General features: G+C 37.3%; 29 protein-coding genes and 1 pseudogene. 22 read left to right on the plus strand and 8 right to left on the minus strand.

Going from position 1 to position 25,917, the window contains the following annotated elements; all coding sequences use genetic code 11:
- The first annotated feature begins 155 nt into the window (after positions 1–155).
- The 4 genes and pseudogenes from OD757_RS18020 (at position 156) to OD757_RS18035 (ending at position 2,309) form a co-directional block, all read left to right on the plus strand.
- Positions 156–431: a helix-turn-helix domain-containing protein gene (locus OD757_RS18020; protein WP_263032737.1), complete on the plus strand. Its 276-nt coding sequence runs from the start codon at positions 156–158 to the stop codon at positions 429–431.
- 100 nt (positions 432–531) lie between these two features.
- On the plus strand, positions 532–1,368 hold the full coding sequence (locus tag OD757_RS18025; protein ID WP_263032738.1) for an ORF6N domain-containing protein: 837 nt from the start codon (positions 532–534) through the stop codon (positions 1,366–1,368).
- Between the two features lie 229 nt (positions 1,369–1,597).
- A pseudogene (locus tag OD757_RS18030) lies at positions 1,598–1,736 on the plus strand (hypothetical protein).
- 129 nt (positions 1,737–1,865) lie between these two features.
- Positions 1,866–2,309, plus strand: a complete 444-nt coding sequence (locus OD757_RS18035; RefSeq protein WP_263032739.1) for a hypothetical protein — start codon at positions 1,866–1,868, stop codon at positions 2,307–2,309.
- 92 nt (positions 2,310–2,401) lie between these two features.
- On the opposite strand, the gene OD757_RS18040 is transcribed toward OD757_RS18035, so the two are convergent.
- Complete coding sequence (locus OD757_RS18040) at positions 2,402–2,797, minus strand: putative four-helix membrane protein (protein ID WP_328704629.1); 396 nt, start codon at positions 2,795–2,797, stop codon at positions 2,402–2,404.
- Between the two features lie 79 nt (positions 2,798–2,876).
- Between OD757_RS18040 and OD757_RS18045 the strand changes: the two genes are divergently transcribed.
- The 7 genes from OD757_RS18045 to OD757_RS18075 all read left to right on the plus strand — a co-directional run bounded on the left by OD757_RS18045 (position 2,877) and on the right by OD757_RS18075 (position 5,951).
- Positions 2,877–2,990 (plus strand): hypothetical protein, encoded by a 114-nt coding sequence (locus OD757_RS18045; protein WP_263032786.1) that lies wholly within the window; start codon positions 2,877–2,879, stop codon positions 2,988–2,990.
- Positions 2,991–3,081: 91 nt separating this feature from the next.
- On the plus strand, positions 3,082–3,795 hold the full coding sequence (locus tag OD757_RS18050; RefSeq protein WP_263032787.1) for a DUF2314 domain-containing protein: 714 nt from the start codon (positions 3,082–3,084) through the stop codon (positions 3,793–3,795).
- 209 nt (positions 3,796–4,004) lie between these two features.
- Positions 4,005–4,145 carry a hypothetical protein gene (locus OD757_RS18055; protein WP_000770264.1) on the plus strand — a complete coding sequence of 47 codons (141 nt, stop codon included), beginning with the start codon at positions 4,005–4,007 and terminating at the stop codon, positions 4,143–4,145.
- 172 nt (positions 4,146–4,317) lie between these two features.
- Positions 4,318–4,548 carry a hypothetical protein gene (locus OD757_RS18060; RefSeq protein ID WP_263032740.1) on the plus strand — a complete coding sequence of 77 codons (231 nt, stop codon included), beginning with the start codon at positions 4,318–4,320 and terminating at the stop codon, positions 4,546–4,548.
- A gap of 274 nt (positions 4,549–4,822) precedes the next feature.
- Positions 4,823–5,032: a hypothetical protein gene (locus tag OD757_RS18065; RefSeq protein ID WP_263032741.1), complete on the plus strand. Its 210-nt coding sequence runs from the start codon at positions 4,823–4,825 to the stop codon at positions 5,030–5,032.
- 119 nt (positions 5,033–5,151) lie between these two features.
- Positions 5,152–5,388 (plus strand): hypothetical protein, encoded by a 237-nt coding sequence (locus OD757_RS18070; RefSeq protein WP_198308247.1) that lies wholly within the window; start codon positions 5,152–5,154, stop codon positions 5,386–5,388.
- Positions 5,389–5,567: 179 nt separating this feature from the next.
- Positions 5,568–5,951 (plus strand): hypothetical protein, encoded by a 384-nt coding sequence (locus OD757_RS18075; RefSeq protein WP_263032742.1) that lies wholly within the window; start codon positions 5,568–5,570, stop codon positions 5,949–5,951.
- Between the two features lie 78 nt (positions 5,952–6,029).
- On the opposite strand, the gene OD757_RS18080 is transcribed toward OD757_RS18075, so the two are convergent.
- Genes OD757_RS18080 through OD757_RS18090 form a run of 3 tightly spaced genes read right to left on the minus strand, consistent with a single transcriptional unit; the run spans position 6,030 to position 9,489 of the window.
- Entirely contained in the window at positions 6,030–7,370 is a 1,341-nt protein-coding gene (locus OD757_RS18080; RefSeq protein ID WP_263032743.1) for an MFS transporter, read from the minus strand.
- A 9-nt stretch (positions 7,371–7,379) separates the two neighbouring features.
- Positions 7,380–8,192, minus strand: a complete 813-nt coding sequence (locus OD757_RS18085) for an amidohydrolase family protein (protein WP_263032744.1) — start codon at positions 8,190–8,192, stop codon at positions 7,380–7,382.
- A gap of 7 nt (positions 8,193–8,199) precedes the next feature.
- Positions 8,200–9,489, minus strand: a complete 1,290-nt coding sequence (locus OD757_RS18090) for an SLC13 family permease (protein WP_263032745.1) — start codon at positions 9,487–9,489, stop codon at positions 8,200–8,202.
- Between the two features lie 111 nt (positions 9,490–9,600).
- On the opposite strand from OD757_RS18090, the gene OD757_RS18095 reads away from it, so the two are divergent.
- On the plus strand, positions 9,601–10,332 hold the full coding sequence (locus OD757_RS18095; protein ID WP_263032746.1) for a GntR family transcriptional regulator: 732 nt from the start codon (positions 9,601–9,603) through the stop codon (positions 10,330–10,332).
- Positions 10,333–10,554: 222 nt separating this feature from the next.
- Entirely contained in the window at positions 10,555–11,253 is a 699-nt protein-coding gene (locus tag OD757_RS18100; protein WP_009388506.1) for an IclR family transcriptional regulator, read from the plus strand.
- A gap of 58 nt (positions 11,254–11,311) precedes the next feature.
- Here the strand turns inward: OD757_RS18100 and OD757_RS18105 are convergent, their stop codons facing one another.
- Both OD757_RS18105 and OD757_RS18110 read right to left on the minus strand, forming a co-directional pair.
- Positions 11,312–12,631 carry an MFS transporter gene (locus tag OD757_RS18105; protein WP_009388494.1) on the minus strand — a complete coding sequence of 440 codons (1,320 nt, stop codon included), beginning with the start codon at positions 12,629–12,631 and terminating at the stop codon, positions 11,312–11,314.
- Positions 12,632–12,706: 75 nt separating this feature from the next.
- The gene (locus OD757_RS18110) at positions 12,707–13,696 is read right to left on the minus strand and encodes a hydroxyacid dehydrogenase (RefSeq protein ID WP_263032747.1); all 990 of its coding nucleotides are present in this window, start codon (positions 13,694–13,696) and stop codon (positions 12,707–12,709) included.
- Between the two features lie 202 nt (positions 13,697–13,898).
- Here OD757_RS18110 and OD757_RS18115 point away from each other — a divergent pair, with 202 nt between their 5' ends.
- The 3 genes from OD757_RS18115 to OD757_RS18125 all read left to right on the plus strand — a co-directional run bounded on the left by OD757_RS18115 (position 13,899) and on the right by OD757_RS18125 (position 16,251).
- Positions 13,899–14,576 carry an RraA family protein gene (locus OD757_RS18115; protein WP_263032748.1) on the plus strand — a complete coding sequence of 226 codons (678 nt, stop codon included), beginning with the start codon at positions 13,899–13,901 and terminating at the stop codon, positions 14,574–14,576.
- Between the two features lie 156 nt (positions 14,577–14,732).
- Positions 14,733–16,001, plus strand: coding sequence for a DcaP family trimeric outer membrane transporter (locus OD757_RS18120; RefSeq protein ID WP_263032749.1), 1,269 nt, complete (start codon positions 14,733–14,735; stop codon positions 15,999–16,001).
- Positions 16,002–16,062: 61 nt separating this feature from the next.
- Positions 16,063–16,251 (plus strand): type II toxin-antitoxin system Phd/YefM family antitoxin, encoded by a 189-nt coding sequence (locus OD757_RS18125; RefSeq protein ID WP_263032750.1) that lies wholly within the window; start codon positions 16,063–16,065, stop codon positions 16,249–16,251.
- Here OD757_RS18125 and OD757_RS18130 read toward each other — a convergent pair.
- The gene (locus OD757_RS18130; RefSeq protein WP_263032751.1) at positions 16,248–17,165 is read right to left on the minus strand and encodes a LysR family transcriptional regulator; all 918 of its coding nucleotides are present in this window, start codon (positions 17,163–17,165) and stop codon (positions 16,248–16,250) included. The two genes, OD757_RS18125 and OD757_RS18130, sit on opposite strands and share 4 nt — an antisense overlap.
- 97 nt (positions 17,166–17,262) lie before the next feature.
- Here OD757_RS18130 and OD757_RS18135 point away from each other — a divergent pair, with 97 nt between their 5' ends.
- From OD757_RS18135 to OD757_RS18145, 3 genes are all read left to right on the plus strand, one after another.
- The gene (locus OD757_RS18135) at positions 17,263–18,645 is read left to right on the plus strand and encodes an aspartate aminotransferase family protein (RefSeq protein ID WP_263032752.1); all 1,383 of its coding nucleotides are present in this window, start codon (positions 17,263–17,265) and stop codon (positions 18,643–18,645) included.
- 106 nt (positions 18,646–18,751) lie between these two features.
- Complete coding sequence (locus OD757_RS18140; RefSeq protein WP_263032753.1) at positions 18,752–20,320, plus strand: CoA-acylating methylmalonate-semialdehyde dehydrogenase; 1,569 nt, start codon at positions 18,752–18,754, stop codon at positions 20,318–20,320.
- A 103-nt stretch (positions 20,321–20,423) separates the two neighbouring features.
- Complete coding sequence (locus tag OD757_RS18145; protein ID WP_263032754.1) at positions 20,424–21,815, plus strand: amino acid permease; 1,392 nt, start codon at positions 20,424–20,426, stop codon at positions 21,813–21,815.
- A 103-nt stretch (positions 21,816–21,918) separates the two neighbouring features.
- On the opposite strand, the gene OD757_RS18150 is transcribed toward OD757_RS18145, so the two are convergent.
- Complete coding sequence (locus OD757_RS18150; RefSeq protein WP_263032755.1) at positions 21,919–22,812, minus strand: LysR family transcriptional regulator; 894 nt, start codon at positions 22,810–22,812, stop codon at positions 21,919–21,921.
- A 154-nt stretch (positions 22,813–22,966) separates the two neighbouring features.
- Between OD757_RS18150 and OD757_RS18155 the strand changes: the two genes are divergently transcribed.
- The 3 genes from OD757_RS18155 to maiA are packed head-to-tail and all read left to right on the plus strand — an operon-like array spanning position 22,967 to position 25,887.
- Complete coding sequence (locus OD757_RS18155) at positions 22,967–24,004, plus strand: cupin domain-containing protein (protein WP_263032756.1); 1,038 nt, start codon at positions 22,967–22,969, stop codon at positions 24,002–24,004.
- A gap of 27 nt (positions 24,005–24,031) precedes the next feature.
- Positions 24,032–25,252, plus strand: a complete 1,221-nt coding sequence (locus OD757_RS18160; RefSeq protein ID WP_263032757.1) for a 3-hydroxybenzoate 6-monooxygenase — start codon at positions 24,032–24,034, stop codon at positions 25,250–25,252.
- Positions 25,249–25,887, plus strand: a complete 639-nt coding sequence (gene maiA / locus OD757_RS18165; protein ID WP_263032758.1) for a maleylacetoacetate isomerase — start codon at positions 25,249–25,251, stop codon at positions 25,885–25,887. The genes OD757_RS18160 and maiA overlap by 4 nt, the downstream gene beginning before the upstream one ends.
- Positions 25,888–25,917: the final 30 nt, after the last annotated feature.

Genomic DNA, 25,917 nt, shown 5'->3' on the forward strand with positions numbered 1-25,917 from the left:
AAACTTGCCCTTAAAATACTTAAATGTTTTTAGAATAATATGCAAAATATGGAATAATAGTTTTAAGTTTTATCAGTAAGTGCTGACTGATATTTAAGTAAAAGCTTTTAATTTTTTATAAGTAAGTACTTACTTACGTACTTGAGTAAAGTTATATGTCTGAATCAAACGATACGTATCGTATGACTCCTGAGCAATTGCGACAAGCTGGAAGTTTATTGTATGGCCAGAGTTGGCAGACTGACTTTGCACGAGCGTTAGATATTGATCCGAGAAGAGTTAGACAGTGGTTGGCAGGGGATAGACCAATTCCATTAAACTTATGGGAAGATGTCGTCAAACTACTACAAGAAAATAGTAAGGATACTGCTGCTTTAGCTCATGAATTAAAAAGAAATTGCTTATTATTTGAAAAATCCCACTCTGGATAAAATAAAAATTGTCTTGACTTGTTCCTAAATAGAGGTACATTTTGTTTGGTGAAAAGTAAAACTCCTCAATTAAATAGGAGTTATATCAACAAGGTGAACTATGAATATCTCAACAATTATTAACGATAAAAAGATATTAATTATTAATTATCAATCTATTAATGTTTTAACAACTGAAATGTTAGCTGAATTATATCGAATAGAGAAAGAAACTATTCGTCGAAACTTTTTAGAGAAGAGTCCAGGCTTTGTTGAGGGAACACATTATCTTAAAGTTGAAGGTGATGATCTACAAAAATTTAAAACAAGTAATAAAGAACTAGATTTAATATGTGACTCTTCTACTAGATTAATTCTGTGGACTAAAAGAGGTGCTACACGTCACGCTCAAATTTTAGATGCTGACGAGATATGGGATACCCATGATATAGTTTCAGAAAAATATTTTGATAACAATGTAACCATAAATACTGGCCCACACTATTTACTAACAATAGAAGGTGCTAAAGCTGCACTAGATTTCACGCGTAATTTTGCTGCTCAGGTCTTCACTGGATCAATTAGTATGGTATTTACTGTTAGAACTTATGAAACTGGTAATTGGCCATTAGGCATACTAAGTATATTAGTTTGGAGTATATTCCTATATATTGTAATTGCGAATTTCGCTAATTTCCTTTCTCCTATTTTAAAAAATCTTCAAGACCAATTAGCTTCTATTGATGGTTATGTAACCAAAAAAGAAAGTAAAAATATGAAGTTCCGAAAATGGGGGAATACATTGTTTAAAAATATATGGCTTGTAGCTAGGCATAAACCTAAGATTTTCTTTGAATTACTTATAATATTTATAATTCTTGAAATACCACCTAGTATCGTTTTATTTGCATCTGGATATTCAGCTGGAAAAATATATGATTTTTTTCTTTTAAAATGAGAATTTAAATATTCTTCAATACCGGGACCGGGTAAATGCTAACGTTGTGTTATAGTGCTCGAAGTCTAAGGGAATTGCATAATTAGCGTTAGAGAAAGCTCTCAGAAAAGTAGACTTTTTTCTTACAAATTGCTTAAAATGTACACAGAAACCTCGCTAAAACGAGTTGGAATGCTACAAACGTGAATGATACTTTAAATTTCACTCTTCCCAATAAGTGAGGTGAGCAATGAAATTGTTAGCTTTGATTAGTATGGGAGTTGCAGCGAGTTATTGGTATAAAACTATAAAAGATAGCAAGCCAACTCTTCTGAAATCTAATTTTGATGAAATAGTAAAAAACTTTATTAGCAGAATTTAAAGCCTAATGCATATTAATAATCCCAATTAAATAAAAAGCTCATCGGAAGATGGGCTTTTTTATTGTAGTGGTGTTTATTGAGTTTGGAGCAAGTTGGTATTTATAATTGCTCCAAATTTTTAAATACAAATGGCAAATGACAACTACAGTAAGACTTAATCACACATCATCTTCTGGAACTAAAGGAGATGGACGTGATCAGAAAGAAAAATTTATAGATTATTGTGAATATAAGTATTTTCTACCTGATAGTCAGAAATGGGGTGTTTCAGTGAAAACTGAATTAACTCAAGCAGAAATAATAGAAAAGCAAAAATGCAATGATGCTATCAATAATCCTTTCACATCAGAATACTATCTTTTGATTTGTCTCATAATTATTACGATTATATTTTTCACTTTTTGGAATATGAAAGGTTATCTTTCTATAAAAAGAAGAGAGCAAGAGACAGGAATTAAAGCGAATATATCATTTGAAATGAAAATCATATGCTTAGTTTCATTCTTTCTTACTCTCATTGTCGCGGGAGTATTGTACGCTCTCTATTTTCTATATCTTAATTATAAGTATCAGTACTGAAGTATCTAAGTTAGTCGAACATATTTCGCTATAGAAATCCCACTAAATATTGATTATTATTGGGATTTTTAATTTATATATTAGCTAGCTTCTTAGGTTCTTCTTAAAAAAAACAATAATCCAAAACAAAATATAAATACAATATACCAAGTGTCTCTTACAAGTTGATAGTCGCCTATACTTTGTAGTATTTCAAATATAGGTCCACATGCAAATATTGATACCATTACATATCCTGCAAGTGTAATGCCCCAGTCATCAAGACCAAGTTTACGTTCTGGTTTTTCACCAGTTGATTTTCGTTTAATCCATTTTAAGAATGACTTATAATAAAAATATAAAGCTCCAATCCCCACAATCATTAATATAAGTGTGTCGAGGGGGCCACTATAAGAGGAGCTTCCAATTCTTGGACTCATATGTATTGCAGCTAATCCATGTAGTGATGTAGACAATAATATTAATAATGCACTTAATTTTTTGATCATAATAAATATAACTGAACTAAACCTAAATTTTAGGAAATTAATTGGAAAGTTTAATTTATATAAAAGGTAACCTGTTTGAATTGGCTTTGCTAGAGGTTTTTGCTCAAGAACCTTAATTTGGGTTCGTCTTAGCCTTGGCCGTTATTTTTTTATGAATATCAGTGTCATAGTTAAGAAATTTAAAGATATTTAAATTTATCATAGTGTTATTATAAGAAAGTTTAATATTAATTAACTGTAATATGGACTATATGAATAAATTGCATAAGAATGAATCTCCAGAAATGATTCTAGCTTTTGAGAGTGCTATAAGTACATTTAAATATTTTTGGCGTGAACTTTATTGGGAATATCGACGAATTGTTCCTGCTCTAGAGCTGGCTTATGTGAAGTGTACATTTATCCAAGAAAACCTTGAAGATAAAAATGAACCTTTAATTGAGTATATGTGGATTGATCAAGTTGATTTTGATGGGAGTACAATTTCAGGAACTTTGTTAAACGAGCCTTATATTATTGATAATGTGCAAGTTGGTGAAACAGTAAGGCTTCAATTTGGATCTATAGTTGATTGGATTTTTTTATCTAATGGCACTGTTCATGGTGGGTTTACGATTCAAGAATATCGTAAGACTTTAAATGCATCAGATCGTAAAAAATATGATGAAGCGTGGGGGATTGATTTTGGCAATCCTGATGAAATTTTTCTTGTTTATGATCAGAAAAAGTGTCCCGAAAATTTAGATGAACATCCCATGTGTAAGAATATTTTAGAGCAGTTCATCAACATTATTAATACTGACCCCAAAATCATCACTGAAAAAGATGAAAGTGGTAATCAATTGCTACATCGTGAAGTTTTAGCAGGTAATTATTTATTTGTCCGAGAACTTTTAAGCTCGAATGTCAATAAGTTGATAATGAATAATCAATCAATGACTCCTTTAGATTTGGCTCATAAGATGGGATGGAACAATATTGTAAATTTACTTAAGTAGCTTTGAGCCACACCCTCTAATTGAGGGGGAAAAGTAATGAATTTTATGAAAATAAAATCGTTTTTTATAAACAGTTAAGTCCATCGAAAGTGGGCTTTTTTATTACACATTGCTTAAAAAATATACAGAAACCTCTCTAAAACGAGTTGGAACGCTACAAACGTGAATGATACTTTAAATTCCACTCTTCCGAATAAGTGAGGTGAGCAATGAAATTGTTAGCTTTGATTAGTATGGGAGTTGCAGCGAGTTATTGGTATAAAACTATAAAAGATAGCAAGCCAACTCTTCTAAAACCAAATTTCGATGAAATAGTAAAAAACTTTGTATTAGCAGAATTTAAAGCTTAATGCATTTAACAATCTTAATTAAATAAAAAGCTCATCAGAAGGTGGGCTTTTTTGTTGGATTAAAATTTGTCGAACATGTTTTTGCATAGAAAGCCCTGCTAAATATCAATTATTGGCAGGGCTTTTTACTTTGTGTGTTAAGCTGATCTTCATAAATTTATGGATTATTACAATGTTTATTTGTATTGGCGGTGATTTGGACGGCGAAGTTGTTAATAACCGTGAAGGAACGTTCTTTAAGGCGAGTGAAATAGATACAAGTAAGCAATCAACTTACAACTGCCAGAGTTATATTATTGGTAAAAATACATATCGATTTTGGCTTTGTGCGGAGTTGAGCTATGCTGAGACAACAAAAATAGCGAATGATTACTTGGCACAAAAATATTCATACCTTTCATAATTCAAATATTAAAAAATAGGCCCACTAGTTTTGGTGGGTTTGATCTATAAAAAATTATTTGTTATTAGGATCAGGTTGTTCATTATACTCAGGCAGATCTTTTACTGTGCCTGGAACTTCTGAAGGTTGAGTCTCAGTAGGTGGAGTTGCAGAATGCTTGTTCATTTGAGATTTGATGATATTAGCGTGGTTAGTTGTATTTTGAGTCTACAAAATATTGATAGTATAAAAATATTGTTAGGCATAATATGTATGATTAAATTGGAGCATATTAATGCTAAAAGAAATTACAATTATTGATTTCCAAGGTAAAGAAAAAAAAGCGCAGGCAAGCTATACAGAAGTAAATACTAATAAAATCAATCATTCATCTAGAGTTCAAAGACCCACAGTTGAATATATTTTGGTAAAAGGTGAATGTATTTACCCTACTTTAAATTTGGTTTTCAACAGTTCTGATGGCAGCAGTTACTATATAGAGTAAACATGACACACTTCAAAGCTCCGAAACACGGGGCTTTTTCTTTTGACGTGATGAAAATTAAACTGACTTAAAGGTCGCCGTGATATGGTATAAAAGCACCTCCAATATAAGGATTATATATGTCAGACAATTCAACAAAATGGCTTTGTGTGGGTGGTGTTCTAAGTGGTGAGTGGAGAGAGCAGCAATTAGAAGCTTTTGATGTTGATCCCAATGATTTAAATACGCATAGTTATGAAGCAATGAAACTTATTAATCCTGTCACCAAGGCAGAACAGCATTTCTATGTCTATACTGAGCTACAAGAACACGCATATGACAGGGCAATAAATTTTGCCTTGTCCAAAAATCAATAAGTACGAGAGAGCACTTAGGTGCTCTTTTTTTAAAGAGTAGTGGCAGTTATGTTTAAACAGGATTAAAGTATTCTTTTTTGGAAGAAAAATATATTAAGTTATTAATAAAACTCACTTTATAAATTTTAAATTAATTAAAATTTGATAGAATATGCATTCCTAAATATTGATAAAACTACATGTTTATAGAATTTAAAGACTTGAAGAAAAAACGCAACATTGCTTTATTGACTTTATTTTTTCTTATTTTTAGTGGGGCATATTTCATTATTAATAATAAGGGAAATGTTCAAAGAGTTGAATCAGTGATATATACAGATAAAACGATAAGTGAGAAATTTGGAAAAATTAAAAGTTATAGTATCCGTAGTTTTGGATCGGACCATTATTCTATCCCTGAACGATCACTTTACTCTTATAAAATTGATATAGCTGGCGAGAAGGCTGATGGGGTAATTAAAATCGATATGAGAAAAGATCAAAAACAGCTTAAATATCTCTATACAATTAAAATTACGGATGAAAGTCCTCGTGGTTTTCGTATAAGAGTAGGAAAACATTGATTTATCTTAGCCGCTATAGATTTCTTATATATAAAAAAAGAGACCATTAACTGGTCTCTTTTTTCTAACTTTTAAAATTTAAACTACGTTTTGAACCTTTTGTGCTTTCGGCAAAGTCGGTTTTCTGCCCAAATATAACGCAATCATGGCACCCGTAAATGTGAGAATGCATAACGGCAAAAGAGAAATAGGAAAGCTACCCGAATAATCTTTCACAATACCCATAATAGAGTTCATGAGGCCCGTACCAATGTGTGCAATGGTGTTGACGGCTGCGATACCAACAGCAACCAAAGTAGGTGGTAGTCTTTCAGAAACCAACGCCCAGAAAGGACCTTTAATGGCATAGTTCCCCATTAAAACTAAAGAGAATAAAACCAAGCTCAACGTTAAAGAAGATGTAAAAATAGTAAGAAGTAAACCAAAACTTGTCACAAACAATGGAATAGCTGTGTTTAGGCTCTTATTACCACTTTTATCGGCATGTATGCCCCAAACAATCATGAACGCAGCAGCCAAACCAAACGGAATCATATTTAAAAGACCTGTTTGCATGGCAGTCAGATGAAAAGATTTTAATATTTGAGGCATCCATAACGACAAGATATTGCTGGTTGCTGAACTTCCTGCATAGATAATTGCAAATAACCATAAATATTTATTGGTAATCAGAAGCTTGACCTTACTCTTTTTCTGTTCTGCACTGTCTTGTTTTTCAGAATTTAACAGTTGGTTTTTTTCAAAAGTTAAGGTGCTTGATAGCCATTCCTTTTCTTCTTTATTTAACCATTTAACATTGTTTGCTTTATTTGGTAGCCATACGAGACACAATAAACCCAAAAGAATCGCGGGTAAGGCTTCTAAAATTAAAAGAACTTGCCATCCACTTAACCCAAGTAAACCATGCAGGTTCAATAATAAAGCAGACAGAGGTGAACCGATAAAGTTAGATAAAGGAATGGCAACCATAAAGATGGCAACAATTCGTGCCATATATCGTTTAGGGAACCAAAGTGTTAAATACAATAACACTCCCGGGAAAAATCCGGCTTCGGCTGCACCGAGTAAAAACCGTGAAATTGAGTATGAAATGGGGCCGGTAATAAAGGCTGTACAGCAACCCACAATTCCCCAAGTAATCATGATTCTGGCAATCCAGATGCGTGCACCTAGCTTTTCCATTGCCATATTACTTGGAATTTCAAATATGACGTATGCAATAAAGAATAAGGTGGCGCCAAAACCAAAGGCAGTTGCGGTTAAACCAATTTCTTGGTTCATGGTTAAAGCCGCAAATCCAATATTCACCCGATCAATATAGGCGATGAAATAACAAAGAATGAGGAAGGGAAGAATACGAAAAGAAAGTTTACGGATCGTCGACTTTTCTACTTCCGATATAGATATATCATTTTTCATACATACTCCTTATGTACGTGAGAAACCAAACAGCTCGGTAGGGTTCTGGTTTAAAATTAAAGATTGTTCTTTTCCATCAACAACAATTTGTTTAAAAGCATGAATTGCATCTTCATAAGTTATTAAAGATTCATGTTGGGTGTGGGGCCAGTCACTTCCCCAAACGAGTTTGTTTAAAAAACCTTTTTCTTTAAGAATGTTATAGGCCTGTTGGGCTATATGTATGTTGTTTGGAGTCGTGCCTAAACGGTAGAAGCCCGATACTTTAATCCAGTGCTGTTTTACGTTAAGTAAGCTTAAAAACTTCTGATAATCTGGATCATTAATACCTTTAATAGGGTCAACTCGCCCAAAATGGTCAATTACAACTTCGAAGGTGTATTCACTTAATTGAGGCAAAATCTGAACGAGATATTTCGGTGGTGCGTGTAATTCAACTTGCCAGTTGAGGCTTTCTACATTTTGTAAAAATTTTTGCCATTCAGGAGTATTTAACGCAGGTGGGTGAAGACCGAATAGATTTAAACGAATGCCGACGATACCTTGTTCTTTGAGTTGCAATAGCTCATCAAAAGTTATGCTAGGTTGAACGACGGCGATCCCTTTTAAACGGTCAGGGTATTGCTGAATCGCATTTAACATTGCTTGGTTATTTGTTCCCAAAAAGCTGGGTTGAACCAAAATGCCATGTGTGAAACTGTGCTGATCGAGATGAGAGATAAAACTTTGCACGGTTGCTTCATAATTAGGCGCATAACGTGCTGTTTCGATACTGTGATCCTGAGTCGAAAATACATGGGCATGTGTATCAATACAGTTCATTTTCATCTCACATTACAAATTTTAAAGCCAAGATAGCGATTACAGCAGCAATGACTCCTACGGGAATTGCTTTAAATAACAGTTGATTAAAGAATTTGGTTTTATCGATATCTGCTGGTGCAGAAGCCATAATGAGGCTACCACCAGAAGAGAAAGGGGAAATCGCCGTAGATTGGGCACCCACCACAATACAAATGAAGAGCAGTACTGGGTTTAGACCAGAAGTCATTGCAAGTGCCGGAACAATTGGGAATAAGGTAGGAGCAACTACGCCTAGAGTGCTTGAAAAGACAGACATAATGGCACTGATCAGACAGAGCAACACAGGAATGACCCAGATAGGTACATTGTTTGCTAACCATTCAGAAAGCGTCGTAATAATGCCAAGTTTCACACCTAATGCGATGAGCATACCCACACCGCAAATCATGATGAGCGTTCCCCAAGGCACAAGTGCAACCACCTTTTTCTCATCAGCAAGTTTCATCAATAAACTGATGAGAGAAAAAGTAATGGCAAGGAAGGCAATATCAATTTTGGAGTTTAAAAAGCTGATGGCTTTTGCATCTGGAAAAATAAGGTGCAAGATTGGAAAAATTAAAATAATCGACATCATTAATACAATGAGGAAAATTGATTGTTTCTGTTTTTTGTCGAAGGGTTCAGGCTTTTGATCTTCAATCACAATAGAATTACTTTTTCTATTCGACAGGATATAAAGTCCTAACACTACAATTGGAATAATCAAAGTTAAGATAAAAATTGCACCGCTATATGAAAAAGCTGTTTGCGAACGAATGCCCGTATTTTCCATTAAACTTCGGAAAATAATGCCGCTTTGCGAAGTCATGAAATTTGCACCAGCTAAAGCGCCGTAATTTGCAGCCATCCCACCAATAATCATATTCATATTGGTTTTTTTACACAGCAGTAGCGTAATGGGTGCCATAAAAGCAAGAACGGTATAAAAACCAGCACCTAGGCCTGCAATAATGGTTGCTGCGAAAAAAATTGCTAAGGGTAAAAACTGAGGAAACTTACGGCATTTATATAAAAGATGGCTGGCAAGCTTTTCTAAAGCGCCATTTGCTAAAGCGAAGTTATAAAACAAAGTGACCGATAAAATAATAAAGAAAATTTTGACAGGCCATAATTCAATAACTTCGGAGGGTTTAAGTCCCATCCCGAAGCAACCAATCAAATAGGCAAATGCAATCGTAAAAAAACCAATATTAATTTTTGTTTTATAACCTAAGCCTATCGACACAGCTAAAGCTATCAGCATCAATGCAGCCATATTATCTTCCTTGATAAATATATAAACATCTAAACATATATATGTTTGGTTTTTTGTATTACATAGAACTATGCTAATATTGTCAAATCGATTTCATAATGTTTGCCGCAAATGCTTGATGAAGCTGCATTTAAAAATTTTAAATTGCCCCGATATGAAAAAGTTCGCTGGGAACTCCAAAAATTACTGATCCAGTCAAAGTGGACAGTTGAAGAGCCTATTCCTAGTGAATTAGAGCTGGCCCAAATGTATAGCGTATCGGTAGGAACCGTAAGAAAAGCTGTAGAGGGACTGGTCGAAGATGGCCTATTAGTTAAACAACAAGGAAAAGGAACCTTTCTTAAACAACCTAATTTTGAAAACTCACTTATCCGTTTTTTTAGATTACGTAATAAGAAAGGTGATTTCATTCAGCCACAAGGGCAAATCAAAAAAGTAGAAGTGTGTAATGCAATCCCAGAGGTAAATGCAGAGCTAGGACTTGAGCGTAACGAAAAGTTGCTTTATATCGAGCGTGTTCGCAAACATGAAGAAGTTGTTGTTTTAAGCGAAAGAATCTGGTTGCCTGAACGCTTGTTTAAAAGTTTAGAAGAAATACCGATCGCTGAGTTTGGTAATTTACTTTATCCTTTTTATTATCAGCACTGTGCTCAATTTATTTCTTCTGCAACAGAACGCTTAACTTTTGAGAAAAATATTAAAGATAACTATTTAGACAATAAGCCTGAAGAACCTTTGGTGAAAGTGTGCCGTATTGCTAAAAATCTTGAAGGTGCTGCGGTTGAATACCGAGAGTCATTTGGTTTAGCTGATAATTTTCATTATGAAATATCGATTAACTAATCATTTTTGCTAAGCCATAATTTCTGTGTGTAGTTGATTGATATAAGCCGTTGTGAGTCAAGTAAAGTCATATTATCAACGGCTTAGTTTTAGTCGCTTTCACCGAAACTAAAACAGTTAAATAAGGCCTTATAGCTTCTCTCTTTTTATTTGCAATAATGGTAAAGTTAAAAACCTAATTCAATACATTTAAAATTGATATCAAGCTATTGTAGGAAAAACATGGTTAAAATTAAACCTCACCCAGCAACAAGCGGAAATGCATCGGCTGATCGCCTTTTAACTTTGTTAACTGCTTTTAGAATAGGTGATAAATCTTTAACCCTAGCAGAACTCGCTGAACGAACAGAATTAAATAAAGCAACTATCATGCGCTTAATCGTTTCGCTAGAAGATTTTGGTTTTGTTAACCGTCTTTCAGATGGTAGATATACGCTTGCCAGCGAAGTCATGCGTTTAAATACAATTTATCAAGATGCTCTAGATCTAGAAAGACATGTCATGCCGTGTTTACAGCAACTTGTAGATGAAATTGGTGAAACAGCTTCTTTTTACGTTAAGCATGGGGCATATCGTCTTTGCCAATATCGAATAAACTCTACCCATCGATTGCGTGTTCATGTTCAGCCGGGTGAAGTTCGACCAATGGATGGGGCAGCATGCGCTCAAGCATTGCGATCAACACATGAACAAATTTTATCAAGAACAGAACCTTTTTATTCAAATGGTATAACAGAGCCACATGCAGCTGGAATGGCATTGCCTGTGTTTGATGCTCAAAATGAGGTAGTAGGAGCTTTACTCATTTCAGGTCCATCAAGCCGCTTTACTCCGGAAATTGCAAAATCTGTGGGTGATTTTTTCTTCAAAATTGCGGATGACTTGACCAAAAGTTTGGGTGGTAAGAGTATTCGTAATTAATTTTAATAGTGTGAATAAAAAAGGGCTAATGATTTAGCCCCTTTTTTATATATGCTGTTTATGAAGTACTTTGTGGTTGGTTAAATAAAACAGCTTTCTTTCTAGACATAACGAAAACCATAATAGCCGACACGAGATTTAAGGCTGCAAGTGGAAGTAAAGCAATAGCGTGGCTTCCGGTTGCATCATGGATTGCGCCATAGATATTCACCATCATCCCGCCACCAATCAGGTTGGCACATGCACCAATTGCTGCGAGTCCTGCCGCCGTTGTACTTGGTGACATCCATGATGATGCTAAAGCCCAGAAAGGACCTTTCATAGAATAAGCACCAATTAATACGATACTGAGTAACAAGATTGTGCCAATGAGTGAAGACGTAAACAAAGCAATTAATAAACCAAATGAGATCATCAATAGTGTGATTGCTGTATGCCAACGGCGTTCATTTTTACGATCTGAGCTACGGCCCCAAAAAATCATTGCAATAGACGCTAGGCCATAAGGAATTGCATTTACCAGACCAATTTCTAAATTGCTTAAACCGAACGATTTAATTAATTGTGGTGCCCAAACACTCATCGTACTACCAGCAGCAGAAGCGCCAGAATAAATAATAATCATAGACCAAATATATTTATTCTTTAAAAGTTGCCATAGTGAAATATGACCAATTGGGGTTTTTTGTTGGCGTTCAAATTGTAGTCTTTCAACTAACCAAGCTTTTTGTTCGCTGTTGAGCCATTTTGCTTGTTCTGGTCGATCAGTCAGTACAAATAGGCAGGCAATACCCAATAAAATGGCAGGGATACCTTCTAAAATAAATAGCCAATGCCACCCACGCATGCCCATCCAGCCATCTAGCGATAATAAAAGACCAGATAATGGTGAACCTATAAAGTTTGCACCCGGAATTGCCACCATAAATATTGCGACCATTCTGGCTCTATAGTTTGCAGGCAACCAATAGGTTAGATATAAAATTACACCAGGGAAAAAGCCTGCTTCAGCTGCACCTAGCAAAAAGCGCATAATATATAATGAGGTAGAGTTTTCAACGAAGGCGGTTGCAGCTGAAATTATCCCCCAAGTCACCATAATTCTGGCAATCCAAACTTTGGCTCCAAATTTTTGTAAGGCGAGGTTGCTAGGTACTTCAAATAGAAAATATGCAAAGAAAAATAAGCTACTGGCAAAACCAAAGGCAGTAGCTGTTAATCCAAGATCTTCATTCATTTGTAATGAAGCCATCCCAATATTGCCACGGTCAATAATCGCAATCACATAACAAATCGTTAAAAATGGCAGTAACCGCCACGCTACCTTGCGCATCGTTTCGCGTTCTATCGCACTCGGTTGAGAATATTCTGTAGACATAAAAAAATCCTTTTTTATATTCAATATTTTAATTGTTCTCGCATCTAAAAGATTAGAAACAATTGAGTTTCATGATTAGCTATTGAGTAACTTCCAGTTAGCGATAGCTCTTGGGTTTAGTGATTGACCATTCCAAATACTTACAATTTGTTCGAGTGCTAAAAGACCGACGCGATTACGTGAATCAGTTGTGTTTGCGCCGATATGAGGAGTGACAACTAAATTAGGTAATTCCCATAATGGACTATCTTTTTCAGGTGGTTCTGGACTAAAGGTGTCTAAACCTGCACCAGCAATTTTATTGTTTTTAAGTGCATCAACTAATGCAGCCTGATCAATTAACTCACCACGTGCTGTATTGATTAAGATGCTTGAGCGTTTCATCTTTTCAAATTGGACATGAGAAAATAAGTGTCTATTCTCTGCTGTAAGTGGGCAATGTAGACTGATAATGTCGCTGGTTTCGATAAGTTTTTCAAAGTCATGTTCTTGCTCTACATAATCGAGTTCTGGCAGATTTTGTAGAAACGGATCATATACTTTTACTTTCATGTTTAAAGGAGCGACTAATTTCATAAGTACACTACCGATTGCCCCTAAACCAATTAAGCCCAGCGTTTTTCCATATAACTCCACACCATTTGCACTTGCTTTATCCCAATGACCATCTCGAATACGTTGGTCTAACCATGTGACTTGTCGAGCAACATTGAACATAAGCGCAAAAGCATGTTCGGCAACAGATTGAGCATTTGCCCCAACTGCAATAGTGACAGGAATTTGTCGCTCAGCTGCAGCTTGAGTATCGATAGTGTCAAACCCAACACCATGTTTTGCAATCACTTTTAAATTATTAGAAGCAAAAATCATATCTCTAGAAAGTTTACCTGTTCGGACAATGATTGCATCAGGTTGTTCATCTTGGATGAGTTTTTCCATTTCATCTTTTGCCATGTAGGGTTCAGTAGGAATCAACTGAATATCATGCGAGTTAGCATACAGTAATGCATCAGAAGCTAAAGTTGGCCCTGTGATAAGAACTTTGCGTTTCATTTCGACTTGCACTCCATTTAAGTATTTTGAGAAAAATACGTCCTTATTTAATTCACATTATTAAAACGACATTTCAAAAAAATAGTCAATAGTAAAGTTTAAATTTAATATTTGAGTAAATTTTAATTTATTTTTAATTAAAAATGAAATGACATTTCAAAAAAATGCTGTCATATTAATTTGCACAAGAAAACTGATGTAAGGGAAAATTGTTATGGCAATTGGTTTTAGAGTGCTGAAAAATGACAGAAAAATTGAACAGAAATGGATTGAACAATATCGAGATCTACCAGTCGCTAATGTCAGTGACTCAATGAACCGAATGACTTCAGGCGGGGCTCAATTAAGACCAATGCATAAAGAGGGATATCTCTGTGGGCCTGCAATTACAGTTAAGGCGCGCCCAGGCGACAACTTGATGTTGCACTACGCTATTGATATCGCCCAAGCAGGAGATGTCATTGTGGTTGATGCGGGTGGAGACCTAACCAATGCATTGATTGGGGAAATGATGGTTGCTTATGCCATCAAAAAAGGTGTGGCTGGTATCGTCATTAATGGTGCAATTCGTGATGCGGCTGTAATTGGAGAAGGAGATTTTCCACTTTTTGCAGCAGGAATTTCACATCGAGGGCCGTATAAAGATGGCCCTGGGGAAATTAATGTTCCTATCGCCATCAATGGAATGGTAATTGAACCTGGAGACTTAATTTTAGGTGATGAAGATGGGCTTTTAAGCGTGCCGTATGCGGAAGTAGAAGAGGTTTATCTGAAAGCAAGTGCTAAACATGCCGCTGAACAAAAGCAATTAGAGCAAATCGCCGTAGGTGAAAATGACCGTAGCTGGGTGATCAACAGCTTAAAACAAAAAGGGTGTGAATTACCGGAATAAGGTCATTCAAAAATATTCGAGCAGGAATGGAACTAGCGAAGTCAATGGTTGAGCTTCGTTAGCCTCTCAAAAGTTAATTCAATAATCATTAAGTCACTAATTGAAAAATAGGAAATTTCAATTTGGTCTATATGGTTTCGTCTAAAGGAAAAGGACATGAAATATAAAGGGATTATTTATTTATCGTTATTAATGAGTATTACATTGCAGCAAGCTAAAGCTGAAAGCGAAGATAACTCAGCGCTAAATGAAAAAATAATTAAATTACAACAGCAAATAGATTATCTGATGGAGCAGCAAAATTTAAATAAGAATAATAGATTGGATAAAGCACCTGCCTTGATTCAAAACAAAACAGCAGACACCGAAAAGCCTGTTACGGCTGACCAAACTAAAATTAAATTTTATGGAAATATACGTGTTGATGCTGCATATGATTTTGAAGGCTCAACGCGTTCAATTGCGAATAAGACAGGGTCAATACCATTAGACAATTCAAACTCAACAAGTAAATCATTAAATGTTTCAGCTGCGACTTCACGTGTTGGGGTGGATATCGTCAAGCCGACCTCGAAAGGAGATTTAGTTGGAAAGCTAGAAGCTGACTTCATGGGAAGTGGTGGAGATAACGGTAATGGTTCGGTTCGGGTTAGACACGCTTATATTTCACTAGGAAACTGGCTAATTGGCCAAACCACTTCACCTTTTGTGAATAGTGATACAGCTCCAAGTTTGGTTGATTTTACAGGAGCAATGGGTACGGGAACTCAGCGTAATATCCAAATCCGTTATCAGCACGTTGTTGATGCCAAACAAAAGTTATTGGTGGCTTTAGAAGGAGGTGATGTTGAAAATAAAAATGTAGAAGGCGGAAGCCGTTTTCCTGCATTAACCATGCGATATGAATTTAAGAATCCAAATTTTTTGGTTCAATTGCACGGAATGTTACATGAAAATCGAGCGATCTCTGATACGAATGAAGAGCAAACTAAACTTGCTTGGGGTGCTGGATTAGGCACAAAGTATAAACTTTCTGAAAATGACTCAGTTGTGTTTAATTACTATCACATAGCTGGCGATAACCGTTACATGCTTTATTCAAAAGATAATGATGCTTTCTACTTTGATCAAAATCGAATGTATTTAAGTGAATTTGATTCTATTGAGTTAGGGTATATGCGTAAATGGAATGAAAATTTACGCTCGTCTTTATCCGCTGGCAGCCTTGTCTATAAAGATTCAAATTTTTCAGAAAATAACCTTGATCAAAATAAAAGACTAATCAATGCGAGCGTCAATTTATTTTGGACGCCTGTTGAGAAAGTCGATCTTGGTGTTGAATATACCTATGGTAAGAGAGAAACTTTTTCAGATTTAGAAGGGAAGTTATCTCGAATCAACTTATTAGGTCGATACAATTTTTAATATAACCACAGCCACTTTAATATCCAAAGTGGCTTTTTCTTATTTGAAAAGGACTAATATTGTGGAACAAATTAATTATGCAAATGCAAGATCACAATTTTCAAAGGTCATGAAAAGAGTGCTGTTAGGTTACGCCGTAAAAATTACACGAAAAGAGAAAGATGCTGTGGTTCTAATCAGTGAAAAGGCATATCTTGAATATAAAAATGCGATGTTTGAGCTTAATAAATTAAAAAACAAAGATTTTTAACCCCCATCTATCCGCTTCTCAAGCATTTCCATAAAGGTTTTTAAAATATTATTGTGGTTTTTGCCTTTGTGAGTAATTAAGCATATAGGTGTACTGTAATGTATTTTTTCCTTTGAGACAGCTTGCATAAATCCATCTTCAACCCATTTTTTTGCATAGTGATCGGGTAAAAAACCCAAGAATTTTCCTGTTAAAATCAGAAATGCAATCCCTTCACGGTCACTTGCGGTCGCTTTACAGTCTAAAAGTTGGTGCAACTTGGCTGCTTCTGGTGTGATCGCATAATTAGGAAGCACGGCTTGCCATGTTTTTAACTCATCTAAGTCCATTTTGCTACACTGACCAAACAATGGGTGGTTTTTACCGCAATATAAAAATGAACTTTCGCTATATAAATCAAAATAGTCTAGGCCAGACAAAGGCGTAACAAGAGGAATAACACCTGCATGCAAACGGTTGTCTAGCACACGGCACTCAATATCTGACAAGGTACTCATACTGATATTAATAATAACCTCAGCATGTTCCTCGGCAAGTTGTGTCAAGGTGTTGGTAATATAACCTCTTGGCATCGTCACAAGATTATTAATAATTCCAATATTAAATTCACCCTTTAAACGGTTATGCATTTGGTTGACTTTAGAACGGAAGTCTTCAATAGATGCGGTTAAGACTTCGATATATTCTAAAATTTCTCGTCCTTCATCGGTCAGGGCAAAGCCTGCGCGACCACGTTGACATAGCCGAATGCCCAAACGATTTTCTAAATCACTCATATGCAAACTAATTGCAGAGCGACTAATGCCAAGAATACTTTCAGCAGACGTAAAGCTATGACAGTCGCAAACTGTTTTAAATATTTTGAGAAGTTTTATATCAAAATCAGTGACTTGATTTAATTTTTTCGGTTTCATTTAGTTTTGTTTTTTTAAATCTAAACTCAAGATAATTTGAATTTATCAAACTTATCACGCTATGTACACTCAAACCATAATTTGAAAATAAACAGGAATGGTTATGTTTGATACGGATAAATTCAGCGACTCTGAACATACTTTGGACGAGGTTCAAACCAATAATAATATGCACATAAATTATCAGGCACACTGGATGCCTTTTTCTGCAAATCGAAACTTTGCTAAAGACCCGCGCATGATTGTGGGCGCAAAAGGGTCGTACTTAATTGATGATTCTGGCCGTGAAATATTCGATTCACTGTCAGGCCTATGGACTTGTGGTGCAGGTCATACCTTGCCTGAAATTCAACAAGCGGTGAGTGCTCAATTAGGTCAACTGGACTATTCGCCAGCTTTCCAGTTTGGTCATCCATTGTCTTTCAAACTGGCAGATAAAATTGTTCAGCATATGCCTGAAAAATTACAACACGTTTTCTTTACCAACTCGGGTTCAGAGTCGGCAGATACCGCTATTAAAATGGCGCGTGCATATTGGCGTATTAAAGGTAAACCAAGTAAAACCAAATTGATTGGCCGTGCCCGTGGCTATCACGGGGTAAATGTTGCCGGAACAAGCTTAGGCGGTATTGGCGGCAACCGTAAAATGTTTGGTCAGCTTATGGATGTAGACCATTTGCCGCATACCTTGCAGCCTAATTTAACTTTTACCAAAGGCTGTGCAGAAACAGGCGGGGTAGAACTTGCCAATGAAATGCTTAAGTTAATTGAACTACACGATGCTTCAAATATTGCCGCCGTAATTGTAGAGCCTATTTCTGGTTCGGCGGGTTGTATTGTGCCACCAACGGGTTATTTACAACGTTTAAGAGAGATCTGTGATCAGCATGACATCTTGTTAATTTTTGATGAGGTGATTACAGGTTTTGGCCGTTTAGGAACGTGGACGGGAGCAGAGTACTTTGGGGTAACACCAGATATTTTGAACTTTGCTAAACAAGTGACTAATGGCGCTATTCCTTTAGGTGGTGTGGTAGCAAGCCATGAAATTTACTCTGCCTTTATGCAGCAAGACTTACCGGAACATGCCATTGAGTTTACTCACGGCTATACCTATTCGGCACATCCGGTGGCTTGTGCGGCCGCTTTAGCTGCGCTTGAAGTTTTAGAAAAGAAAAATCTGTTGGCCCAATCGGCGGCGTTAGCTCCAAGTTTTGAAAAAATGCTGCATGGTTTAAAAGGCGCACCGCATATTTTAGATATTCGTAACTGTGGCTTGATTGGGGCAGTGCAGTTGGCACCACGCGACGGCGATGCCAGCATTCGAGGTTTTGAGCTAGGAATGAAACTCTGGAAAGAGGGATTTTATGTACGCTTCGGAGGCGACACGCTTCAGTTTGGCCCAATGTTCAACAGCACTGAAAAAGATATTGATCGCTTAATGAATGCCGTAGGCGATGCACTGCACCAAGTGAATTAAGACATATAGACATTTTATGGTTATCTATAAATTCAATGGATGCTCTTTAACATCCAAATGAAAAATACAGTTTGATCTGAAAACCGATTTGTAAGGAGTAACACCAATGACAAATGGCCTAGAAAATTTTAGCTATGACGAAGTTTCAAATGAAAATAGTACGCATAGCGAACAAGCCAAAAAAGTGCTAGGGCATTTCATTCAAGGAAGTATTGTATCTAAATCGGCAAGAAAACAGCCAGTTTACAATCCTGCAACGGGTGAAATGAGTAAAGAAGTTGAAATCGCTGATGCGCAAACAGTGAATGAAGCCGTTCAAGCCGCCGAACAAGCTTTTCCTGCATGGCGAGATACGCCAGTCATTAAACGTGCGCGTGTCATGTTCAAGTTCAAACAATTATTAGAACAAAATGCCGAAAAGATTTGCGCTTTGATTGGGCAAGAGCACGGTAAAATTTCTCATGATGCTCAAGGTGAACTTCAACGTGGCATTGAAAATGTTGAATATGCTTGCGGTGCACCAGAGCTTTTAAAAGGGGAGTTTTCAAAAAATGTTGGTCCTGATATCGACTCATGGAGCGAGTTCCAACCGCTAGGTGTTGTCGCTGGTATTACACCGTTTAACTTCCCAGCCATGGTGGCGTTGTGGATGTTCCCAATGGCGTTGGTCTGCGGTAACTGCTTTATTTTAAAACCTTCTGAAAAAGCGCCTTCTGTGGTTTTATACCTTGCAGAATTATTAAAACAAGCAGGTTTACCTGACGGTGTGTTTAATGTGGTCAATGGTGACAAAGAAGCGGTAGATGCTTTGTTGCATCATCCACGCATTCAAGCTGTAAGCTTTGTGGGATCCACTCCAATTGCTGAATATATTTACCGTACAGCGACTTCAACGGGTAAACGTTGCCAAGCATTAGGCGGTGCAAAAAACCACGCGATTATTATGCCCGACGCCGATATTGATAATGTGGTCACTTCATTATTAGGCGCAGCTTTTGGTTCTTCAGGTGAGCGCTGTATGGCACTTTCAGTTGCGGTTGCTATTGGCGATGAAGTTGCCGATGTCGTGATTGATAAATTAACTCAAGAAATGAAAAAATTGAAGTTCGGTCACTATGCAGATGCAAGCAATGATTTTGGCCCACTGATTACCCAAGCACATAAAGATAAAGTGCAGGCCTATATTCAAAGTGCAGAACAACAAGGCGCAAAAATTGTGGTAGATGGCCGTGATGCGAAACCAGCAGGCTATGAAAAAGGCTTCTTTGTTGGACCAACTTTAATTGATCAAGTCACACCAAATATGACCAGTTACCAGCAAGAGATTTTTGGGCCTGTACTACAAGTCATGCGTGTTGACTCGATGCAAGAAGCAATGCAACTCATTAATGATCATGAATACGGCAATGGTACTTGTATCTATACGCGTGATGGGGAAGCCGCACGTTATTTTAGTAGTCATATTCAAGTTGGTATGGTGGGTATTAATGTGCCTTTACCTGTACCTGTGGCTTACCATAGTTTTGGTGGTTGGAAACGTTCGTTATTTGGTGATTTACATGCTTATGGTCCAGATGGTGTCCGTTTTTACACACGCCGTAAAACCATTACGCAACGCTGGCCATCTGCACAAGTCCGTGAAGCAAAACAATTTTCAATGCCAACTCTAAATTAATTATTGCAACAAGGGGAAGACATCAGTTTTCCCTTTTTCATTACCGTAGGATTTTCAAACATGTAATAGATTTTTATATGGATATATTTTTAAGGATTGAAATATGAATAATGATAGAACAAAAAAATTAGGCGAAGGACTTTCAAATCGCCATATCACAATGATTAGTATTGGCGGTGTTATTGGTGCAGGATTATTTGTCGGTTCATCTTCTGCAATTGCCAAGGCTGGCCCAGCGGTTATTCTTGCTTACTTAATTACCAGCATTATGGTCTTTCTGGTGATGCGAATGTTGGGTGAGATGGCCGTTTTAGAGCCGGACACCGGTTCATTTTCTACCTATGCGCGTAAAGCGATCGGGCCGTGGGCAGGCTTCACAATAGGTTGGTTATATTGGTGGTTTTGGGTACTCGCGATTCCGGTAGAAGCCATCGCAGGTGCTGAAATTTTACATTCATGGTTTCCAAGCGTTTCTGTATCTATTTATGCATTTTGTTTTATTGTCTTTCTAAGCTTAGCTAACTTTTTTAGTACCAAAAGTTTTGGTGAGTTTGAGTTTTGGTTTTCCTTAGTCAAAGTGGTTGCCATTATTGGATTCATTATTATTGGTGTTTTAGCAATTTCAGGTTTTTGGCCATTAGCTAAAAATGTCAGTGGGGTTGCCAATTTATATAATAATGCTGGTTTTATGCCGCACGGTATGGGCGGAATCTTATCTGCAATCTTAATTACGGCATTTTCATTTTTTGGCGTAGAAATTGTATCAATTGCCGCAGCCGAGTCATCAAACCCTAAACAAAAAATCAGACGTGCAACCAATCTGGTGTTGTATCGTATTATTCTTTTCTTTGTGGTTTCAATGTTTATTGCCGTCTCACTTGTTGATTGGCGTTCACCAGACCTACAAAAGTATGGGACATTCCAATACGTTTTAATGAGCTTGAACGTTCCGGCGACTAAAATCATCATTGATACAGTTGTGTTTATTGCAGTTGCAAGTTGTATGAATGCAGCGATTTATACATCTTCTCGTATGTTATTTCGTTTGGGTACGCGTAATGAAGCACCTCAAGCAGTCACTAAAGTCAATTATGCAGGTGTTCCCGCAATTGCAGTATTCTCTTCAACTTTTATAGGTTTGATTTGTTGTATTATTAATTATGTATTCCCAGGAAAAGTGTTTAGCTTATTGCTCTCAAGCACAGGGTCAATTGCTTTGCTGGTGTATTTAGTCATTGCTTTCTCACAATTGCGTTTAAGACATAAACTAGAAGCAGCTGGAGCGGAAATTCCATTTAAAATGTGGTTATTTCCATGGTTAACTTGGTTTGTGATTATTATTATTCTAAGTGTATTGGCTTATATGTTCTTCTCGCCGGCCTATAGTTATGAAACGACTTTATCTTTAGGTGTAACTTCGCTTGTGGTGGTGTGTGGGTTGTTCGTCACGCGAAAGCGTAAAGCAACCAGAGCGGTTGCCATAAATTTAGATTAATTAAAAAAGATTTTATAAAGGCTTTGTGTAGTGAAATCTTATTCACCTATGCAAAGTCTTTTTTATTTTTACTAGATTTTTTAATCGTATCTACTTAAATCTTCTATTCAGAAAAAAGTTCAAAACACACTCGTCTTAACCATTGGTTGCTTGGTGTTTGATGAACTCGTGCATGCCAATGCTGCTTTACGCTATAAGTTGGAAAATGATAAGGCGGTTCTAAGACTTTTAGGCCACCTCTGACTAAAAGTACCTGACTTAAATAATGAGGAATTGTTGCAATGGCATCGGTATCTTGCACAACTAAACCCACACCTAAATAGCTTGGCAAACGAACCAGAATATTTCGATTTACTCCCAGTTTTTGTAACTCATGCTCTAGCACGTAGTGTCCACCCGTTGCAAAAATATCGACATGCAGCTCTTGGCGAAATTCTTGGTCTGAAAGCGTTGTGCCTGTAAGCCTTGGGTGTTCTTTACTGGCAATACAAATGTAACGTTGCTGGAAAAGTGTTTGCTGATAAAAACCTGCTTCGAGTTGGGGTAAAAAACCAATGGCTAAATCAATATCGCCGTTTGACATCATCACTGGCGTATTGGCATCAATCGGTACAATTTCTAAACGAACATTAGGAGCATGCTCCCGCAAATAATTGATTAGCTTTGGTAAAAGTACTAAATGACTAATATCAGTCATGCTGATTTTAAATTGATAATTTGAAGTCAGTGGATCAAATTCAATATTGTAGTTTTGAACCAGTTTCAGTCGGTTTAGAATTTCTACAATGAGTGGATATATTTGTTTTGATAACTCAGTAGGTTGCATTTTATTTTCAATACGGACAAAAAGCGGGTCCTGAAAATGCTCACGTAATTTATTTAACGCAATACTTAAGGTCGGCTGTCCAATTTCAAGCTGTTCAGCAGCTTTAGACACACTGCTATGTTTATAAATTTCAAAGAAAATTTGTAAAAGCCGAGTATCAAGATTAAACACTTTAATATCCTTGTATTGATTTTATCAATACAGACTATTGTTTTTTGTGCATGGATTCAACAATTTTCGATTGTTACATTGATGTTCAAGGAAGAATCGGCCGTAAAAGTACAAAGCATTCTTGTACAAATTGGCCTTAAATAGAGGATCTGCAATGGAACAGTTAGCAACACTAGATGACTTGCCGAAACATTATCTTGGTCAACTTGAAGAATCAAATTTAGTCCCTTTATGGCCAAGTTTGCGCAATGTATTGCCACCGCATAAACCGATGCCGCAGACGATAGCAACGGCGTGGTATTTTCAGAATATTAAACCTCTATTGCTCGAAGCCGGTGAGTTAACACCGATTGAAAAAGCCGAACGCCGTGTGTTGGTTTTAGCAAATCCCGGACATGGTCTGGAAAATATGAAAGCCAGTTCGGTTATGTATCTGGGCATGCAGCTTTTATTACCAAAAGAGTGGGCACCCTCGCATCGCCATACCCCAAATGCAGTGCGTCTAATTGTTGAAGGTGAAGGCGCTTACACAACGGTTGAAGGTCAAAAATGCATGATGGAGCATGGAGATTTAATCCTTACACCATCAGGGCTTTGGCATGAACATGGACATGATGGCGATGAGCCTGTCATTTGGTTAGATGTACTGGACTTACCTTTGGTTTATTACATAGAAGCTTCTTATGTACAACCGGGAGAAATCCAAAAAGTGACCAGTGCCGGAAATGCCCATCACTATGGCACTGGCATTGTACCAACAGCACATTTTACCCGTGAAAATGCCTCGTATCCGATCATGCGCTACTCTTGGAAAGAAACCAAAAAAGTTTTGCATGCGCTTGCAGATGATAAAAACCATCAAGCCCCAGTTCAGGTGACTTACATCAATCCAGAAACTGGCGATGATTGTCAAAATATTATTGGTTACTCGGCAATGATGCTTCGACCAAATGAAACGTTACAGCTCCAACCGCGCTCTACTGCCCAAATTTTTCATGTGATTGACGGTCAGCTTCAAGTCAAAATTGATCAGAAAGATTTCAATTTAAATAGAGCAGATACGGCATGTGCGCCATGTTTCTCTCATATTGATTTAATCAATACCTCAGATCAACCCTGTTATTTGTTTATTGCAGATGAAGCGCCTCTACAACGGAAATTGGGTTTGTACTCTGTACGCGAGCGCCAGTAAACAGAATATTTTATAAGGATATAAATCATGTCAGATACTCAACAACCGATATTAATTGCTGGTGGCGGCATTGGCGGGTTTGCAGCTGCACTTGCTTTGGCAAAACAAGGCTTTAAGGTACAGGTTTTTGAACAAGCCCCTGAAATTGGTGAGATCGGTGCGGGCATTCAGTTAGGGCCGAACGCATTTCATGCCTTTGATGCGCTAGGAATTGGTGAGATTGCTCGCAGTAAAGCGGTCTATACCGACTATATGGTCATGCATGATGCGATTGATGAATATCAGGTCGGCAAAATTCCAACTAATGAAAAATTCCGTGAACGTTTTGGTAACCCATATGCGGTGATTCACCGTGCCGATATTCATGGTTCATTGGTCGAAGGTGCTAAAAAATACGGCAACTTGGAAATCATTACCAATTGTCATATTCAAAAAGTTGACCAAGATGATGCTGGCGTAACGATTACCGATCAACATGGTAAGCAATATCATGGTCAGGCACTTATCGGTGCTGACGGTGTTAAATCCGTTGTGCGTGACACCTATGTGGGTGACCCTGCATTGGTTACAGGTCATGTGGTTTACCGTGCTGTAGTACCTGAAAGCGAGTTTCCTGAAGACTTGAAATGGAATGCAGCCAGTATTTGGGTCGGGCCAAATTGTCACCTTGTGCATTATCCACTGCGCGGCGGAAAGGAATATAACGTTGTAGTGACGTTCCATAGCCGTGAGCAAGAACAGTGGGGCGTAACCGACGGCTCTAAAGAAGAAGTGCTGTCTTATTTTCAAGGAATTTGCCCGAAAGCTCGCCAATTGATTGAGTTACCTAAAAGCTGGCGCCGCTGGGCAACCGCAGACCGTGAACCGATTGAAACATGGACTTTTGGCCGTGTGACATTACTTGGCGATGCAGCACATCCAACCACGCAATATATGGCGCAAGGTGCATGTATGGCGATGGAAGATGCCGTAACTTTAGGTGAAGCGTTACGTGTTACCGACCATGACATTTTGAAAGCTTTTGATATTTACCAAAAAGCACGTGTGGCACGTACAGCGCGCATTGTTTTGTCTTCACGTGAAATGGGCAAAATTTACCATGCCAAAGGTGTGCAACGCTTGGTTCGCAACGATTTGTGGCGTGGACGTCCTACTGAACGTTTTTATGATGCAATGGAGTGGTTATATGGCTGGAATGTCAATAACTGCCTTGATGCAGTGAAAAATTATCAAGGGAATGTGGCATGAAACTTTATAGCTTTTTCCGTAGCGGTACATCGCATCGAACCCGCATTGTGTTGAACCTAAAGGGTTTGGCTTATGAAGCGGCTTATATCTCGCTCGCTAAAAATGAACACCATCAAGCTGCTTTTAAAGCTTTAAATCCGCAAGGATTTGTACCAGTACTTGAAACAGAATCTGGAAACTTGCTGCAAAGTCCAGCCATTATCGAATGGCTAGAAGAACAATATCCGGAACCCACTTTATTGCCTACAGATGCATTGGGTCGTGAAAAAGTCCGTGCGATTGCTGCATTAGTTGGATGCGATGTTCATCCCTTAAATAACAAGCGTGTTCTTGAATATTTACGCCAGAACTTAGGGCTGGATGATGCACAAATCAATACATGGTGTGCCAAGTGGATTCAGGATGGATTTGCTGCTTTAGAGCATATTTTGGAACAAGACTCCAATCGCGAAAAGTTCTGCTATGGCAAGCAACCGACCATTGCAGATGCCTATTTAGTTCCACAAGTAGTTTCTGCCGAGCGTTTTAAAGTCGATTTATCGGCTTATCCAAACATTAATGAAATTTACCAACATTGCATGACCTTAGAAGCATTTCAAAAAGCAGCACCTGAACAGCAGGCCGATGCATTTTGAGTCGTGATTAACTTATTAGAAGGAATTTAA

This window comes from Acinetobacter sp. AYS6, from assembly GCF_025630795.1.
In the GTDB taxonomy this organism is placed as follows: Bacteria; Pseudomonadota; Gammaproteobacteria; order Pseudomonadales; family Moraxellaceae; genus Acinetobacter.

Coding starts and splice junctions, on each gene's coding strand:
- OD757_RS18020 (WP_263032737.1), top strand. CDS start 156: ATGTCTGAATCAAACGATACGTATCGTATGACTCCTGAGCAATTGCGA.
- OD757_RS18025 (WP_263032738.1), top strand. CDS start 532: ATGAATATCTCAACAATTATTAACGATAAAAAGATATTAATTATTAAT.
- OD757_RS18035 (WP_263032739.1), top strand. CDS start 1,866: ATGACAACTACAGTAAGACTTAATCACACATCATCTTCTGGAACTAAA.
- OD757_RS18040 (WP_328704629.1), bottom strand. CDS start 2,797: ATGATCAAAAAATTAAGTGCATTATTAATATTATTGTCTACATCACTA.
- OD757_RS18050 (WP_263032787.1), top strand. CDS start 3,082: ATGATTCTAGCTTTTGAGAGTGCTATAAGTACATTTAAATATTTTTGG.
- OD757_RS18055 (WP_000770264.1), top strand. CDS start 4,005: ATGAAATTGTTAGCTTTGATTAGTATGGGAGTTGCAGCGAGTTATTGG.
- OD757_RS18060 (WP_263032740.1), top strand. CDS start 4,318: ATGTTTATTTGTATTGGCGGTGATTTGGACGGCGAAGTTGTTAATAAC.
- OD757_RS18065 (WP_263032741.1), top strand. CDS start 4,823: ATGCTAAAAGAAATTACAATTATTGATTTCCAAGGTAAAGAAAAAAAA.
- OD757_RS18070 (WP_198308247.1), top strand. CDS start 5,152: ATGTCAGACAATTCAACAAAATGGCTTTGTGTGGGTGGTGTTCTAAGT.
- OD757_RS18075 (WP_263032742.1), top strand. CDS start 5,568: ATGTTTATAGAATTTAAAGACTTGAAGAAAAAACGCAACATTGCTTTA.
- OD757_RS18080 (WP_263032743.1), bottom strand. CDS start 7,370: ATGAAAAATGATATATCTATATCGGAAGTAGAAAAGTCGACGATCCGT.
- OD757_RS18085 (WP_263032744.1), bottom strand. CDS start 8,192: ATGAACTGTATTGATACACATGCCCATGTATTTTCGACTCAGGATCAC.
- OD757_RS18090 (WP_263032745.1), bottom strand. CDS start 9,489: ATGGCTGCATTGATGCTGATAGCTTTAGCTGTGTCGATAGGCTTAGGT.
- OD757_RS18095 (WP_263032746.1), top strand. CDS start 9,601: ATGCTTGATGAAGCTGCATTTAAAAATTTTAAATTGCCCCGATATGAA.
- OD757_RS18100 (WP_009388506.1), top strand. CDS start 10,555: ATGGTTAAAATTAAACCTCACCCAGCAACAAGCGGAAATGCATCGGCT.
- OD757_RS18105 (WP_009388494.1), bottom strand. CDS start 12,631: ATGTCTACAGAATATTCTCAACCGAGTGCGATAGAACGCGAAACGATG.
- OD757_RS18115 (WP_263032748.1), top strand. CDS start 13,899: ATGGCAATTGGTTTTAGAGTGCTGAAAAATGACAGAAAAATTGAACAG.
- OD757_RS18120 (WP_263032749.1), top strand. CDS start 14,733: ATGAAATATAAAGGGATTATTTATTTATCGTTATTAATGAGTATTACA.
- OD757_RS18130 (WP_263032751.1), bottom strand. CDS start 17,165: ATGAAACCGAAAAAATTAAATCAAGTCACTGATTTTGATATAAAACTT.
- OD757_RS18135 (WP_263032752.1), top strand. CDS start 17,263: ATGGTTATGTTTGATACGGATAAATTCAGCGACTCTGAACATACTTTG.
- OD757_RS18140 (WP_263032753.1), top strand. CDS start 18,752: ATGACAAATGGCCTAGAAAATTTTAGCTATGACGAAGTTTCAAATGAA.
- OD757_RS18145 (WP_263032754.1), top strand. CDS start 20,424: ATGAATAATGATAGAACAAAAAAATTAGGCGAAGGACTTTCAAATCGC.
- OD757_RS18155 (WP_263032756.1), top strand. CDS start 22,967: ATGGAACAGTTAGCAACACTAGATGACTTGCCGAAACATTATCTTGGT.
- OD757_RS18160 (WP_263032757.1), top strand. CDS start 24,032: ATGTCAGATACTCAACAACCGATATTAATTGCTGGTGGCGGCATTGGC.
- maiA (WP_263032758.1), top strand. CDS start 25,249: ATGAAACTTTATAGCTTTTTCCGTAGCGGTACATCGCATCGAACCCGC.